General features: G+C 56.5%; 10 protein-coding genes and 1 tRNA gene. 6 read left to right on the forward strand and 5 right to left on the reverse strand.

Annotated features, from left to right (window positions below):
- Positions 1-64: 64 nt before the first annotated feature.
- Positions 65-1,450, reverse strand: coding sequence for a PepSY-associated TM helix domain-containing protein (locus tag AC4HNJ_RS21065; RefSeq protein ID WP_490481582.1), 1,386 nt, complete (start codon positions 1,448-1,450; stop codon positions 65-67).
- A 228-nt stretch (positions 1,451-1,678) separates the two neighbouring features.
- Positions 1,679-2,011 carry a DUF2946 domain-containing protein gene (locus AC4HNJ_RS21070; RefSeq protein ID WP_490481583.1) on the reverse strand — a complete coding sequence of 111 codons (333 nt, stop codon included), beginning with the start codon at positions 2,009-2,011 and terminating at the stop codon, positions 1,679-1,681.
- A gap of 1,187 nt (positions 2,012-3,198) precedes the next feature.
- Here AC4HNJ_RS21070 and AC4HNJ_RS21075 point away from each other — a divergent pair.
- A complete protein-coding gene (locus tag AC4HNJ_RS21075) occupies positions 3,199-5,079 on the forward strand; it encodes a hypothetical protein (RefSeq protein ID WP_490481584.1) in 1,881 nt (626 codons plus the stop codon).
- A 559-nt stretch (positions 5,080-5,638) separates the two neighbouring features.
- Here the strand turns inward: AC4HNJ_RS21075 and AC4HNJ_RS21080 are convergent.
- Together AC4HNJ_RS21080 and AC4HNJ_RS21085 are read right to left on the reverse strand one after the other, a co-directional pair.
- Positions 5,639-5,714: transfer RNA gene (locus AC4HNJ_RS21080), tRNA-Ala, on the reverse strand.
- Positions 5,715-5,763: 49 nt separating this feature from the next.
- Positions 5,764-6,879, reverse strand: a complete 1,116-nt coding sequence (locus AC4HNJ_RS21085) for a ribonuclease D (RefSeq protein ID WP_490481585.1) — start codon at positions 6,877-6,879, stop codon at positions 5,764-5,766.
- 108 nt (positions 6,880-6,987) lie between these two features.
- Here AC4HNJ_RS21085 and AC4HNJ_RS21090 point away from each other — a divergent pair, with 108 nt between their 5' ends.
- The 5 genes from AC4HNJ_RS21090 to AC4HNJ_RS21110 all read left to right on the forward strand — a co-directional run bounded on the left by AC4HNJ_RS21090 (position 6,988) and on the right by AC4HNJ_RS21110 (position 13,939).
- The gene (locus tag AC4HNJ_RS21090) at positions 6,988-8,940 is read left to right on the forward strand and encodes a formylglycine-generating enzyme family protein (protein ID WP_490481586.1); all 1,953 of its coding nucleotides are present in this window, start codon (positions 6,988-6,990) and stop codon (positions 8,938-8,940) included.
- Positions 8,941-9,320: 380 nt separating this feature from the next.
- Complete coding sequence (locus tag AC4HNJ_RS21095; RefSeq protein WP_490481587.1) at positions 9,321-10,022, forward strand: response regulator; 702 nt, start codon at positions 9,321-9,323, stop codon at positions 10,020-10,022.
- 455 nt (positions 10,023-10,477) lie between these two features.
- Positions 10,478-11,146, forward strand: a complete 669-nt coding sequence (locus tag AC4HNJ_RS21100; protein WP_490481588.1) for a response regulator — start codon at positions 10,478-10,480, stop codon at positions 11,144-11,146.
- Between the two features lie 507 nt (positions 11,147-11,653).
- On the forward strand, positions 11,654-12,505 hold the full coding sequence (locus AC4HNJ_RS21105; RefSeq protein ID WP_490481589.1) for a response regulator transcription factor: 852 nt from the start codon (positions 11,654-11,656) through the stop codon (positions 12,503-12,505).
- Between the two features lie 255 nt (positions 12,506-12,760).
- Positions 12,761-13,939: a hypothetical protein gene (locus AC4HNJ_RS21110; RefSeq protein ID WP_490481590.1), complete on the forward strand. Its 1,179-nt coding sequence runs from the start codon at positions 12,761-12,763 to the stop codon at positions 13,937-13,939.
- 493 nt (positions 13,940-14,432) lie between these two features.
- On the opposite strand, the gene AC4HNJ_RS21115 is transcribed toward AC4HNJ_RS21110, so the two are convergent.
- A complete protein-coding gene (locus AC4HNJ_RS21115) occupies positions 14,433-14,951 on the reverse strand; it encodes a type II toxin-antitoxin system HicB family antitoxin (RefSeq protein WP_490481591.1) in 519 nt (172 codons plus the stop codon).
- Positions 14,952-15,158 lie beyond the last annotated feature (207 nt).

Below are 15,158 nucleotides of genomic sequence, written 5' to 3' on the forward strand. Positions count from 1 at the left end.
GATGCGCGGTGACGCGCAGGATGAATAGGGGTGATGGCGTTGCCGGCGCGTGGCGAGCATCGTTTTATGGCGTCGCCAGACCGAGGAAATGCCGTGTTGCCGGCAAGCGGCGAAGCACTACGCGCTCGATCAGCAAAACAGCGATCATGGATGCGCCCAGCAATGGCAGGAAAATTCCCAGGCCCACTAGCATGGCGATGAAGACACGCGGATGCCGCGCATTACCATGCGGGATGGGTGCACCGAGCGTGCCGGTCGGGCGTCGACGCCACCACAGGGTTGCGGCGCTGACGCATGCCACTAATAGCCCGAGTGCCGTGAATGCGCTCAACACCTGGTTGAGCGGTGGAAACAGCACGCCCTCATGGATGGCGACGCCGTAGCCGATCGCGCGGTCCAGCCATGGACGCTGCGCAAAGTTCACGCGTCGAACGACTTTGCCACTGCGAGCGTCGAGCGTCAGGTCCGCGCGCAGCGGGCGATCGTCGGCATCGGATCGGGCCGTCCATTGCGCATGCTTAAGCGACGGCGGGGCGATCAGCACGGGTGCTGTGAGGTGCTGGGCTTGCACGGCGGGTAACACGCGGTCCAGGGCGGCGAGATCGATATGCGTATTGGGCGATGTGCTGGCCATGCCGTGGTGCATCGCATGCTCATCCGGCGCCGTGTCGGCAGCGAGATTGGCGGCGCGTTCGTCGGCACTGCCAATGGTCCAATCTTGTACGACATGGGCGTGCGCCCACTGCTGGCGTGCATCGCGCAGCAATCCGCCCCACGATTTCGCCCATGGCAAGCCGGAGAGCAATAAAAACAGCGCCAACACCGATACCCACACTGCGGTGACGGCATGCAGATCCCGCCAGAACACACGGCCGCGCTGCCCCAGTCGCGGGTACAACACGCCACCCAGGCGACGCCCGCGCGGCCACCACAGGTAGAGCCCGGTCAGCAACAGGAAGATCGTCCAGGAAGCGGTCAGTTCCACCACCATGGAACCCTTATTGCCCATCAGCAGTTCGCCATGCAGATAGAAGATCACTCGCATGAAGCGATCGTTGTCGCGCACGATGTGCAGGATGCGAAGCGTGGAAGGATCAATATACACGCGCACCAGATCGCCGCCATGTCCAAGCAACACTTGCGCTGCAGAGGTGGGTGAGGCGGGAAGCTGATAGGCGTTGAGCACCGTTCCCGGCACCGCCGCCAAGGCAGCGGCGACCTGGGCGGAGGCTGGCTGGCGTGCTGCTTGCGCGACGTGTGTGTAGCGCTGTTCAAGCAGTGGTTCGATTTGCGGTTTGAATAAATAGATCAGCCCGGTACAGGCCAGCCACATCACGAAGGGAAGGCAAAACACGCCCGCATAGAAATGCCATCGCCACAACAGGCGATAAACACCGGGCGAGCGTTCGCCAAGAGGCAGCGTCTTGGCTTGATGTGAAGCGCTGTTCATAGACCTCGGCCGCCTTTGGCTTGCGGTGGACGAGGCGCCGCGTCTTTCATCGAAGCGATAAAAGAAGGGCGCAGCAAAAACGCCAGCGCGGAGGGCGCGTGACGAGAGCGAAGCGATGACATGGTGTCGTGTCCTGCGAACGTTGAAGTACAGCGACGTGAAATACGCCACACACCCACGCCGAGAGACGGGCGGGTGTACGAACGTGTTTTCGGTTCGGCGAGGGGATTAGACGACGGGTGGTCCGCGGGACCGTTGCTCAAGCAGGATGGGAAGGGGGGCGTCGTGCCAGAAATCACGAATCGCCAGTGGTGCGGGCAGCAGCGGTGGCACCGTCAGCACCAAACCGGTTGTGAGGGCCGGCGTGTGGCACATCAGCGTGCAGTAGCTGCAGGGATCGAGCGGTTGAGGGGCGTGCGGCGACTTGCCGTCGTGATGCATGCCCATGGCGCCGTGCATCGCACAGTCCATGGGCATCATGGCACCCGAGGCCATCAGCGTGCGGGAGATCGTCGGCACGCACAGGATCAGGCCCATGGCGAAAAAGGCCAACCATGTCACAACACCGCGATGGGCACGTTTGTGAAGCAAAGTGTCCCCGACGAACCTCAAGTCTTAGCCTAGAAATGATGCCACGCCCTACAGAGGTTATCCACGCCCGCGGATGTGGTGAAGTGCCGCCTGTTGGCTGCTTTCCGTGGGATGGGCTCGGCGTGGAACGCCGCAGGTGGGTAGGAGCATGTTGCGCGCTATTCCAGCGAGAACGGTGGCCGACCGGCTGCGGTTTTTCCATGCGCTCGCGCGAGGCGGCGTAAACATCTAAAACACAGAATTAAGCCATGGTGACGGGTTTGAGGGGGCGGTGCTGCCGGGGCGTCTTCGACCAGCAATGCTGTCATGGCCTGCAAAATGGGTAGCTGGGACCCAGATCTTCGACGAATAGAAACTGTCCGGCTTGCACCAGCCGGCAAAGCCGCCTTGCCTGCCGTGACGAAGGCTTAGAGCAAGCCAGTGCGAGTCGATGATGGTGACGCGCACGTCGAGGACTTTGTCGATATGGCGTTGGTAAATGTCGGGACACACGGCGATGGACGTGGCGGGTAGGTCACGTCGCGTATCGAGCAACGAGCAAGGTCACGCTCACTGCGTGTTGTTGGTTTGCTTGTCTTGTCATGGGTGCGAGGTTCTTGCCGACTGGGGGACCCATCGCCCCTATGCTCGTTTGCGCGATGTAACCCATGGCATGCCGAGGGCTGCCGTGTAGAAGTGCGCCTTCGTAATGAAGGTTGACCGGCGCGTTGCCGTGCGTGTGCGTATTTTCATAGCGATCTTCACGCATCAATCACAACATACTCTTCACAGTTCGCCCGTGGTGATTAGCCAGGGGTAACGGGGGGAAAACATCGACACTTGCGATGGGCCGGGGGCGATACGCTCCTGGCTGGCAGGATCGCTTGTCGCTGTTGGTTTTTATTATCGGGACATGGCGATCATGCTGCCGCGTGTGATGGGCGGCACCTCGCGTGGCGATCTCTTTTCCTCCAAGTGGTTAATCCATTCCTTTATTAAAGGAACGCTTTTGTGTGTGCGCTGTTCTTGCGCGAGGCATGGTTGAGCATGGCATCGCGAATAGATGCGTCCTCGTACACAGGCAATCGTCCAGCAATGATATGTGGCTGTCGACGTTGCAGATTTATATCAATCAACCCGCTTATGGGTTTTAGTGCCGTTGCCAGATGGAGAGAGGCATGACCACGTTAGCCCTCAATGTATCCGTAGTCACCACGCCACCGCTGACGGTCGCTCAGTTCTACTCACCGGCGTCCACTCCTGGCAACGTCGGTCTTTGTCTCTCGGGTGGTGGCACACGTGCCTGCAATGCCGGCATGGGCCAGCTTCGTGCACTCGCGGCCCTACAAGCCAACGGCGCAAGCCTGCTTTCGCAGATCAGAGCGCTCTCGACGGTATCGGGCGGATCGTGGCTCGGCGTGCCGTATCAATACATGCCCGATAGCGGACCGGTGGATGCCGCCTACCTGGGTACTTACAATGCCAATCAAGGCGCCTTGACTGAGGCTGAGCTGGCTGACTTGCCGGATGGCAATGCAGGCAACCCGATGACCTCCGATATGTTCTCGCTGGAAGGTATCGCCGGCACTGCACTATTACTTTATGAGTTGTTCCTGAGGCTCGATCCCGCCAACCCGCTGCCGGCAAATATGCTGTGGCAGACGGTGATGGCCTTGAACATCCTCGATTCCTACGAGTTGTTTGATATGAATGTCCAAGGCGGCCAGCCGAAAGACATGTTCTCGGCGACGGCAGCGTCGCTGAAAACCATTGTGAGTGCCAATAGTGGATTGGCATTGGAAACGGCCTATTTATTCGCCGATCAGGTCGACAAGTCACGCACGCAGCGGCCTCTCCATATTTGCAATATGGGCATGTTTGTCAACGCCGGTCTTCATTTTCAGTTGCTGGCGCCCGTGCAAGCCAATGGATTGATGACGGGCATTGTCGGCGCGCCGGATGCCACCGATGCCAACAATGCTCCGGTAGGCGGCGGCGGTGTGCAATCGTTCGCTTACAACTCGAGCTTCACATCGCGAACCGGCAACACTGCAACGGTGACACAGACCCGTCAATGGTCGCTCACGGACATCATGGGTACGAGCAGCGCGGCGTTTGCCGAAAAGCTCAAGAATCAGATTAAGCAGTGGGAGTCCGATCCAGGAGCATTCCGTCGATGGCTGGAAGAAGAGATGGATGCGATTATGAATTGGATCGAGCGCCATCTGCCTTTTGCATTGCAGGTCTCTGCGCAGACGCTTGCTGCAAGCGGTGCGTTGAGCGTGGAGTCAGCAGCGGAATTCCACTTCCCGGACTTTGAAGACCTGGTGCCCGCGTATCCTTCATGGTCGGTCGCCAAAAGCAGCAGCAACGCTAATCCAAATAACTTCGCTGATGGAGGCAGCCTTGAAAATACCGGCCTCGCCAGCCTGCTTGCTTACAGCGACATCGAGAGCGTGATTGTCTGCGTCAACTCGGAAACGGCCATGGTGCAAGGAAGTGCCGGCATCTCGAACGGCCAAGGTGGTTGGATCAGCGGCACCACGGTGGTGGTCGATGACGCGATCCCGCCGCTGTTCGGTTATCAGCCTTACGATAAGGTTCTCGGCTACGTACCGTACACAGCGGGCGTTCTCATGTCGGAGAACATGCTTTTTGCCCACAACCAGGTGTTTGCTGCGAGCGAATTCGCCGGATTTCTATCCGCCTTGTGGAACGCGGCAGGTGGCGCGGCACCTGCCGCACAGCCTGCCATCCTCTCGCAGAGCCTGACTGTGCAAGCCAATGGGTGGTTCGGTGTCTCCGCAGGTAGCCAGCCGATAACCATCGTTTGGGTCTATCTCAATTATGCGAGTGATTGGGGGGCGTTGTTCAACACCAATCCTCAGGTGCAGCAAATCATCACGAACGAGATATCCGCCAATAATTTCCCGCATTACGACACCTTCTCGACCCAACTGTCGGCGACGCAAATTAATCTGTTGGCACACTTTACGTCGTGGTCGCTGGTGACTGTTGATCAAGATAGTGGCGTGTTTTCCAATTTGTTTAAGGCGTAGCTTTGTGTGATGCGTTGGCGGCTTTCGGCCTTGCGCTGCATGGCGGGTAATGCCCGCCTGCGATGGCCGGCAGACGGCATCACGCACAACATCAGCTAGCCCTGTTTTGGCATAGGTGTTCATTCGCAGCGTATTGCGTTGGTGTCGATGATTGAGGCGCCGCGACGTGGGGTGATCAGGATCATTGGCGCAAGCAATGCGCTGCCGTGATGTTGCGTGGTTTGGTCATCGTCTGCTTGGAGCACATGGTCCAGACGGCGATTCATTACCTGCTGTGCCGCATCGATGACTCAAAGAGCCTTCGCGTCATCCGCGCGCAGGATAGCTTCATGGATGGCCTGTGCCCGGCGTCGATGTTATGCGTGAGGGTCGGGTTACGTACGATGCAGGTCGCTCGCGCGGACTAAAAAACAAAGTTGCCCGGAGCCGGTGAGGAAAGGAGTGATCGATCTTACCGCGCCTGATGGGCATCGGTTTCTTTGCAACGTCTTTGATGCGGCGCGCGCGGTCTGCTTGCCGAACGCTCTTTCGAATGCGATTGTAAAATCTTGCATTGAAGTGGTGGAGCGGAGGAGGATCGAACTCCCGACCTTCGCATTGCGAACGCGACGCTCTCCCAGCTGAGCTACCGCCCCACACAAGCGCTATATGCTAGCAGTGGAGTGGGGAGGGAGCCAAGCCCTCTCAGGCAGGCAGCAGGCTGCTGAGGCGGTCGTGGAGAATGTCACGGCGCCAGCCTTCCAATGCATCTGGCCAGCGTGCGGTGACTACGTATTCCTCCAGTACGCGGCGGGAGCAGAGTAGGCCGGGAGGAAGGTCCAGTTCGGTGGCAAGCGTGTCCACATAAAGTTTCATGGCGGCTAAAGCTTGCTTGGCGTTGCCCTGAGGAAGGGGTGGAATAGGGGCGGTGCTGGCGATTTCTTCGTCAGTGACGGGGACTTGAAGCAGTTCGAATAGTTCGGTGCGCTGTGCTGAACGCAGGGCGCGCTGGCCGCTGGCGCGTTGCTCAAGGTCGGCGAGGGTACGGGGTGGGTGTTGGGCGAAGCCGAGGGCAAGGGCATCTTCCAGTAGCCAGGGACGTGGTTTGTCCTGCAGCCGGGCAGTGGCATCGCGCCACAGCAAGATGCGGCGCAGAAAGGCCTGTTGCTCGCGCGGCCATTCGGCAGCACTGCGGTAGGCGACTTGCGGTTGGGGGTCGCCTTCGCGCGGACAGCTTTTGCGTTTGAGGCGTTCGCAGTCTTCGGCGTGCCAGGCAATGCGTCCGCGTTGTGCCAGTCGTTCGGTAAGGTGCTGATGAATGGTTTCGAGATACACCACATCCAGGGTGGCGTAGTCGCGTTGCGATTCGGTAAGGGGGCGTTGCAGCCAGTCGGAGCGCGTTTCACCCTTATCCAGCTCCACGCCTGTGAATGCGTGCACGAGCGCCCGGTAGCTCATTCCAAGGCCCATGCCGACAAAGGCGGCGGCAATCTGCGTGTCGAACAACACGCGCGGCCCTTCTGGCAGCCACGGCGAAAGCATTTCCAGATCTTCGCTGGCGCTATGGATGAGTGTGACGACGTTTGCGCTCTCCAAGGGTCGCAATGTTTCGGCCATCTCGAATGCCAGCGGGTCGACCAGCGCGTAACGCCCATGCCAGCTAAGTTGCAGCAACGCCGGCTGGGGGTAGAAGGTGTTGCGACGCATGAATTCCGTATCGAGGCCGAGCAGCGCGCCAGAGCTCAGCCCATCCAGCCATTGTTCAAGTTCGCTGCGTTGTTCGATCCAGTCGGCCTTGGGCGGCGATACAGGCAGGGGCATGAGTTTTCCTTGACGTGACGGAAATTCGCGATCTGCGATTGCCCCGCCATCGGCGGTGCCATATGGTAAGCGGCGAACGATAGCAGGCCTGCCCCCGGAACGCCCATCATGCCAAGCAAGGAAACGGTACAACGCCAACGTGCATTCGGTGGGGCACTCGGTGTTTTGGTGTTGGCGTTCGGTTTGACTTATCACTTTTTTCCGCAACTCTTTCATGTGAGCCCTGAGGAGATCGCCAACCCACCCAGCTCGCCGGTGGTGGGGCGCACGATGTCTTCCTATCCAGCGCGAGCAAGCAGCGCGATACCTTCCGCGCAAGAAGAACTCAACGCTGGACCGCCGCTCACTCTGGCGCCGACCGAGGTGATTGCGGCGCGCTTGAACCGTAAGAGCCTGCCTCTGCCCGAGCAGGCCAGCGCGGATCCGCCGGAGGTGAGGAGTCTGTTGGAACGGGCCAAGAAAGCATATCTGGCTGGGCGTATTGCCGGTGACAAGGGCAGTGCAGAGGCACTGTACGAACAGGCGCTCAAGATAAAGCCGGATAGCCGTGCAGCGATGCAAGGCATGGAGCAGGTGCGTACGCATTTGATCGCGGCGATCACGCAGGATATCGCCATTGGCGATTCCGAATCGGCCAGCAACCTGCTGGATCAATTCAAAACCGTGCCTGATAGTGCGAATGACGTGCCGCCACTCGAAGCCGGGCTGAAGACGCTATTGCAGGTGCGGCCGATGTTGGCGCAGGCTGCGACCTTGCTGCAGCAGGGCAACGCGGATCAGCCGCCGAACGAGAACGCCCTGGAAGTTTACCGCGCAGTGCAGAAGCTTGATCCGCAGAATGCGGTAGCTGCGCAGGGTATTCTGCAAGTACAGCGTGTTGTGCTGGATCGCGCTTTGGCGGCGGTGGCGCAAAACGACTTTGCCGGCGCGGAGAGCGCCTTGAAGTATGCGCAATCTATCCAGCCCGATTCACCACAATGGCAAGATGTGCGCAGTCAGGTCGATAGCATTCGCCAGCAACGGGCGGCAGGCGTGTTGGCGCAGGCCCGCTCCGCACTGGATGCCGGCAATATCGTATTGGCCAAGCAGTTGGCGGGACAGGCACAGTCGATCAGTCCGCAGGTAACGGGGCTGGATGAGTTCGAAGAGCGCCTGACCAATGCGCGCCTTTACGCGAGCTACAAGCCTGGACAGGTATTCACCGACCGGTATGTGGATATGACCGGGCATTCACCCACGATGCTGGTCATACCTACCGGCACCTTCATGATGGGGGCACCGGATGGTGAGCCGGGGCATACGGATGCCGAAATGCCACAGCACCAAGTGACCATCACCAAGGGCTTTGCATTGTCGCAGTCCGATGTCACGGTGGGGCAGTTCCGCGAGTTTGTGCGAGCGAGTGGCTACGAACCGGACTCCGTCACGATGGGCGGCGCCAGCGTCTATGACGAACGCACTGGCGTGATGCGCGATGTATCCGATGCCACTTGGCAAGATGATTACGCTGGCCATGCTGCCGCGGATAATCTGCCGGTGGTAAACGTGTCATGGAATGATGCCCATGCTTACGTGCAATGGCTGAGCCAGCGCACCGGCAAGAAATACCGTTTACCGAGCGAGGCCGAGTTCGAATATGCATTGCGCGCTGGCAGCACCACGCGCTATTGGTGGGGTAGCGGTTCGCCAAAGAGCAAGGTCGAAAATCTCACCGGTTCACTGGATCGTTCTCCCAGCGGTCGCCGCTGGACACACGCGTTCCAAGGGTATGGCGACGGTTATTGGGGGCCGGCGCCAGTGATGAGTTTTGCGCCGAACGCCTTCGGCCTGTACGACATGGACGGCAATGTGTCGGAATGGATGGCCGACTGTTGGCATGACAATTACATTCGCGCGCCGGTGGATGGTAGTGCGTGGATCAATCCCGGTTGTTCATCACGCGTGGTACGTGGCGGTTCATGGGGCAGTTCGCCCGAGCAGGCCAACTCTGCTTATCGTCAAGGCGCAGACGCGAGCATCCGCAGCGGCCGTGTCGGCTTCCGCATCGTGAGGGAGCTATAGGTCAGCGCCTGTGCATGGCGCGAGTAAGCGACAAGTAAGGAAAGCGAGATCGGCAAGCCGGTTCTTGCCAGCCATGCTTGATGCGCAGCTTTACGGCGTAACAGTGGAGTAGGCTCAAAAGTTCGCATAGCACCAAGAGCGTGATTTTTGATGGATTTGGATATTTAGGTAGCGGCGTAGGGTGTCCTATCGAGGCTTGCGCTTCCTTGCTATTCCTTACGCTTTTTCTTCAGCAAGGGCTGATGGCACTGCGCGCTTGCCTCCCCGATGACAGTCTCGTGATGTCTTCACGTCGCTTTGATGCCAGATTTCATAAGAGCGTAGTTGTAGAGAATTGGTGAAAATTCTTTGGATAAGTTGAGGCCTGGGCAGGGGATGGCATGAATGTTTCTAATGGAGAAAAGAACTTATCGGTGGCAATTAGGGGAGGAAGTCATAGAAAAATAAGGATAGTGATTGCTGATGATCATGAAATTGTACGTATCGGCTTGCGTGCCATTCTGGCGCGCAGCGGGGACGGATACGAAGTGGTTGGCGAGGCGGCTGACGGGAAGGAGCTGATGGATGTTTTGGCAGCCCACCCGTGTGACATTCTAATCGTTGATTTCCTTATGCCTGACAGCAAGGCATCTGATGGTATTCACCTGCTTCATGAGCTGCGGAAGCGTTATGCCGAACTACCTATCGTTGTGCTGACTATGCTTCGCAACGCGGCGATTTTCAGGGCCGCTTATTTGGAGGGTGTAAAGGCTGTCGTCGAAAAAGGATCCATGGCCGGCGAACTGCTTGAGGCTCTTCGTGTTGTAAGAGCGGGTGAGGTATATATGAATGAGCACGTACGTGAACAGCTCGTCCCCGGCGAGAAATCCATCGAAGGGCGTGATGGCGAACTACGTTTATCGTCCCGGGAAGCCGAGGTCATCCGCATGCTCGTACAAGGTCTTTCCATTTCAGAGATCGCTCATCGCATGCATCGAAGCATCAAGACGATTAGCGGACAAAAGCATAGCGCCATGTCCAAGCTTGGCATCAAGAATGATCGTCAGCTCTTTGAATATGCGCGCGCGCAGGGGCTGTGGTGACTCCTCTCTGCTCGCAGCAACGCTAGCGACCAAACTGTGTTGAGCCCGTTCCAGTGTGGACGGGCTTATAGACTTTGCGAGCTAGCATCTTTGCCGATCGCCTTTCACCCAAAACAAGCACCATGGGTAGGGCGCACGGGCCGCCGCTCTGGGCAATCCAGGTAAGCGGGGGGTATCGGGACTTTTTCGCTGTTGCCCTCTTTGGGCCTCGCATCTCAATTAAAACATGTGTCGTCAAGCCCATGGTTGAAAGGTTGAGATAAATCTCATCCTCATGGGCCGAATCGCTGTGTAAGGATTCCCCCATGCTCGTGTTTGCTGACTGTCGGCCTGATAGACGCTGTTGTTGGCTGTGATGTTTCAGCAAGTGCACGCGCAGGTCCAGATGCGGCCTCACATCTCATTTTACCCTCTCGATAAAACGTTTCATGGAGCGAAGGAGGAGGGCTCTATACATGAATGAAGATTCGCGATACGACCGGCCCCGAATCATTTTGGTGGACGATCACCCTATCAGTCGTTATGGCCTGTGCGCGGCGATACGTGTCCACAGCATGGGCGTTGTTGTCGCCGAGGCTAGCTCAGTCAATGAGCTTTTTGATGCATTGGAAAAAAAGCCATGCGATGTGGTCATCGCCGATTTTGTAATGCCGAACAGCTACGGTGCGGATGGCTTGGTCATGGTTCGCCGCCTTGTGCACGATTACCCGGAGATCGGGGTTGTAGTCATTACTTCACTACGCAACAGGGGGCTCTTGAAAGAGACGCTCTATCAAGGGGCGAAAGGATGGGTCGATAAAGGGAGCGACCATATCAAGCTTGCCTTGGCTGTTCGGGAAGCAAGCGTGGGGCGCATCTATGTGGCCGATGCAGGGCCTGTAGGTGGGGTGAGCAGGGATGTCTATTCGGGCAAAAAAAAGCGCTTGACGAAGATCGAAGCGTCGATAATACATCTCACGGTATATGAATCGATGAAGCTTGGGCCGATTTCCAGGCTGCTGCGCTGTAGCTACAAGTCAGCTAGTCGATATAAGAGGTCAGCTCTGTTGAAGCTTTCCCTGAATAATGAGCAAGAGCTTTACGAATATTGTCGATGGGTCGATATGCGAGTGCCTATAGCATAGGCAAAGACAGGGTCTTTGATGCGGCCAGTCTTATGTTCTTGCGGGTGGCGTCACGTCTTGCGTGATGTTCCATGGCGGTCGAGAAAAAGGAGGGGTCTTCCGTTTCTTTGCGCTGTATTGCCATTCCACTTTTCGTGATCGGGATTTAGCAGGAAGCTTTCTGTTAAATGCAAATAGTTGGTGATGGATATCCGCTTATATCTATGGCAATCAATCCATATGGAGCGAGACCTGGCAAAAAGCAAGTCAGGTTGCGAGCATCTTGGGTAAGCATTGCATTCATGCATTTTTGAAACAAATTGACGAGTGCTTCGTCGGTCTTTTGAGACTTTTCTGTTTTTTCGTCGGTAGCTGTCCACTTGTTATGTGTCGCGACTTATTCTCTTGAAGATGCCGATAGATGGCTTTTTTAATGCTCTATCGTGGATGTGTATAAAGCGTCGTGACAATGTGAAAACCATTTTCACATCGTGGACAACTTGATCGCAGAGGCGGAAAAGAGGTCGCATGTTAGGACAAGCATCCAGGAATAAGCTGCGAGCATTGGTTATTGACGGAAGGCCGGAAGAAATACGTGCAATAACGGCTTTGATCCAAGGTAGCCATTGGCAGCCGGAATTGGCGACAAGTGGGAAACGGGGCATACAACTAGCCCTTGCTTCAAGGTTTGACATTATTCTTTTGGAAGCGCGTCTTCCGGATATGGATGGCTTTGCCGTGTGTCGTCTACTCAAGGAGTCGACGGCGACGAGCAGTGTTCCTGTCATCTTTCTGACCCGAGCGGCCAGCATTCACGATCGTCTGGAAGGGCTGACCTGTGGAGGGGTCGATTATCTGATAAAGCCCTGCGCACCGGAGGAGGTGTTGGCGCGTATGCGCATCCACTGGAAGTTGGTACCTAGGCATTCAGAAGATGAGGTCGATTGCCCGACGCGATTACCCTATGAGCAGATGATTTTGCAGGCAGCTGTGCACTACATAAGAGAGAACCTTGCCATGCAGTCTTCTTTGGAGGCGATTGCGCGGCATGTGGGCGTATACGAGAAGAAATTGTCTGCCATTTTTCGGCGCTACCTGGGTGTGACTGTATTCACGTGGATCCGCGAGGAGCGGCTTCGAAGGAGCATGGAGCTCCTGGTCGAAACACCGCTTGCGATACAGGATATTGCCGAGGAAGTTGGTTTTTGTAGCGCATGCAATTTCACCACCGCATTCCGTTTACGGACAGGGCAAACGCCCAATCAGTTCCGGAAAGAATCTTTGAGTGGAAAGCCTTCCATGCCTAAAGAGCATGGACCAAGCGAGAGCGGACTTTGGGCGACTTGGCCTGAGGGCTTCTCTGTAAATCATGGAAGCTAATGAGGCGGCGCTCATTTGACCGCCATGCACGCCGTACGAGGTTAATCCTTTGCCACTCCGATTGGATGCATTCGGAAACACGTGCATGGATGGATGTCGTGCCGTCTTTTTTTTGTAATTGTGCTGCCAAAGAAAAAAATCTTTCGCTTGAGCAAAGGTCCGTGGTGGCTTATTGGGCGATAGTAAAACTTTCAAACACATCGAATTGATGTGGATTACGGCGCAACTGCATCTTAAGCGGCAGCAGGAGGGGGAATGCCAATACTCGAATGGTGTGCGTCGCAATGGAGGCGCACGGCAATAGGTAGTCCGCCATCGGGCAGACAATTCGATCCGGGGATGCCTGTTACGCTCGCCATGAATCTCGATCACGGCAAGCACTTTCAAGAGGGTGAAGTCGTTAAGTTTTATCTGCAGGGTATCCATCACGCCAATGTGCATGGCGGCCTTCTACCCATTGGCCAGCCGGCGCGCGAATGCGTATTGAATCATCATGGGGATGGTGCAGTAGCCGTCCGGGTGGGAGCGTCCGATACCAGCGCAACCTTGGATGTTTTCATGTGCGGCAACGGTGTCAATCCGCAGAGCACTACTTGGCGTGCGGTCAGCGACATAAGCGGCTTTGACACGGGCGAAATGATTTATTCCATCACTCCCATGATGTTCCCCACTAGTCCGCTCGTGCCACTCGGCAAGGCACATGCAGCGGGTGACGGATGTGCCGAAAAGCCAGATCCTGCAAAAAACAATTTCTTCGAAATCTCCTATCAATTGTCAGATGCCTCCGGTTTTCCCATTTTTGGAAGAAGGTGGGCAAGATTCGGTCTAATGGATGCGTTGCACCGCAATCGGACGTTGGCAACAGAGCGAGTAGCCGTCTGGGATGGCGTTGGTGCGCTAGCAAACGGGATGCCCGTGGATGAGGACGGCTGGTTGGTGACGGAAAGCGACGACACGGGCAGGTACACCTTTTATGTGACAGCAGGGAGCAGTTTCGTGTCGCCTGTGGTCGTGGAATTGGGTGGTCACGCTGTATCCTTAGGCTCGCTGGTATTTGTCGATTTGTGTCATGGCGATGCTTCCATGGCACCGCCACTTGTATTGGGTGCACTGGACGGTGTGTATCGATTACAGGCTTGCGCGTCGACCCTGCCGGTAAAGATTTTGAGGGGAAGAGATGATGCAATCCTTCCTGGCGATACTCTTATGCTGTTCAATCTCTCGCTAGGAAATCGCCTTATAGCGGAGAAGCGCATATGTGACGTGGACCATGATCTTGGTCCCGTAGGTACGCCCACTTTCAGTGTGCCGGTAAACAACTTTTGCGTTGATGGAGGGCGAGGCGGGATAAATCGCCTGGCATATGTGGTTGTCAGACCTTCGAAATCGGCGTCGCTTACTTCTCTATTTAAAGAAGTGATTGTTCTGGCATAAATGTTCACGGCATATGCTTGTGCATGGCGAACACAGGGATGGATCACTTGCGTTGCTCAGCGAGGCTACGACAGGTGGCACAAGGAAGTGCATAACGCTTTCGCGGGACGGAGGACCTCAAGGCAGACATACCCAGAGCTCGCTCGGTAGTAGTCCTGATCGCCTTGTCCGCACGGGGCGCAGACAGTGCGCTGTGACGTGCACATTCGTTATCTAAATCCTCGCGAGGGATGACTAGATATCCGTTTCTTCCGCATGCTCCGCATGCATTACGTCCATCTCCATGCACTCTGGGCATTCTCTCGTGTATCAGCGGTGCGTATTCATGAAGATGCCACGCTGGCAGCGCCAGCGCACTAAGCCCATGTCATGCCACGACCATACAACGCGCTCGCAGTTGTCGCAGACGCCCCGCGGATCTCTTAGCGTTTCGGTAGCTTCCCATTTTTGAGGGCGCCCCAAGTTGAGCCAATGGCTCATGTGTGGCTGAAAGTTACCTGTGGCGCGACCGGCCACCCTTTGCCGGCTTGCTCAAACGAGAGGATGCATGCTTGGAGCCCAGGCTTTTAGCGGCTTCAGAGGCGCTGTGCGGAAGGCGCCATTCGGAAGCCGTGTTGTGATAGATAGCGCTTAGCGCGGCGCTCGCTAAAAACTCGGATCTATTTTCACTTCGTGCGGCGACAAAGCAATCGATTTGCTTTAGCACCCGCTTGGGAATTGAAATGTTTATGCGCTCGATCTTGTCATCAAACTCTGACAGATCAACGTCCACGATTGCCCACTGCCAGTCCTTGAAGTCCGCATTCTCGCTGTGATCGGCAAGAGTCTTCGCCGTGGGAATAGGTTGTCCATCATCCAAAGCCGTATTGATCCATACGGCAATGGCCTCTTTGGCGTTCTCGTATGCCTCATCTAATGTATCGCCCGCAGCGAAGCACCCCGGAAGATCGGGAACGGCTACGCCCCAGGCGGTCTCATTCGTACCTGCCTCGATGGCGATTGGATATTTCATGGTTTCGTGCCTTATTGGCTAAGCATGTGTGATTGTCTGTTGCTTTGTGAGACTAGGCTCTTATAGGCCGGCTTGCTTCTTTAGGGCATGTACGAGACCTTTTCCTAGGGAGCCTCTGAACAAATCGAAATGGACAGCCAAACATCTTTCGCCGCACTGAATCCGGGAAATCGAATGCGCTCTTGTGGGACAAGCTTCCCGAAGGTG

This window comes from Dyella sp. SYSU CM1112 (assembly GCF_058216415.1).

Excerpts from the sequence above, each read along its gene's own strand:
- AC4HNJ_RS21065 (WP_490481582.1), bottom strand. The coding sequence starts at position 1,450 with ATGAACAGCGCTTCACATCAAGCCAAGACGCTGCCTCTTGGCGAACGC.
- AC4HNJ_RS21075 (WP_490481584.1), top strand. The coding sequence starts at position 3,199 with ATGACCACGTTAGCCCTCAATGTATCCGTAGTCACCACGCCACCGCTG.
- AC4HNJ_RS21085 (WP_490481585.1), bottom strand. The coding sequence starts at position 6,879 with ATGCCCCTGCCTGTATCGCCGCCCAAGGCCGACTGGATCGAACAACGC.
- AC4HNJ_RS21090 (WP_490481586.1), top strand. The coding sequence starts at position 6,988 with ATGCCAAGCAAGGAAACGGTACAACGCCAACGTGCATTCGGTGGGGCA.
- AC4HNJ_RS21095 (WP_490481587.1), top strand. The coding sequence starts at position 9,321 with ATGAATGTTTCTAATGGAGAAAAGAACTTATCGGTGGCAATTAGGGGA.
- AC4HNJ_RS21100 (WP_490481588.1), top strand. The coding sequence starts at position 10,478 with ATGAATGAAGATTCGCGATACGACCGGCCCCGAATCATTTTGGTGGAC.
- AC4HNJ_RS21105 (WP_490481589.1), top strand. The coding sequence starts at position 11,654 with ATGTTAGGACAAGCATCCAGGAATAAGCTGCGAGCATTGGTTATTGAC.
- AC4HNJ_RS21110 (WP_490481590.1), top strand. The coding sequence starts at position 12,761 with ATGCCAATACTCGAATGGTGTGCGTCGCAATGGAGGCGCACGGCAATA.
- AC4HNJ_RS21115 (WP_490481591.1), bottom strand. The coding sequence starts at position 14,951 with ATGAAATATCCAATCGCCATCGAGGCAGGTACGAATGAGACCGCCTGG.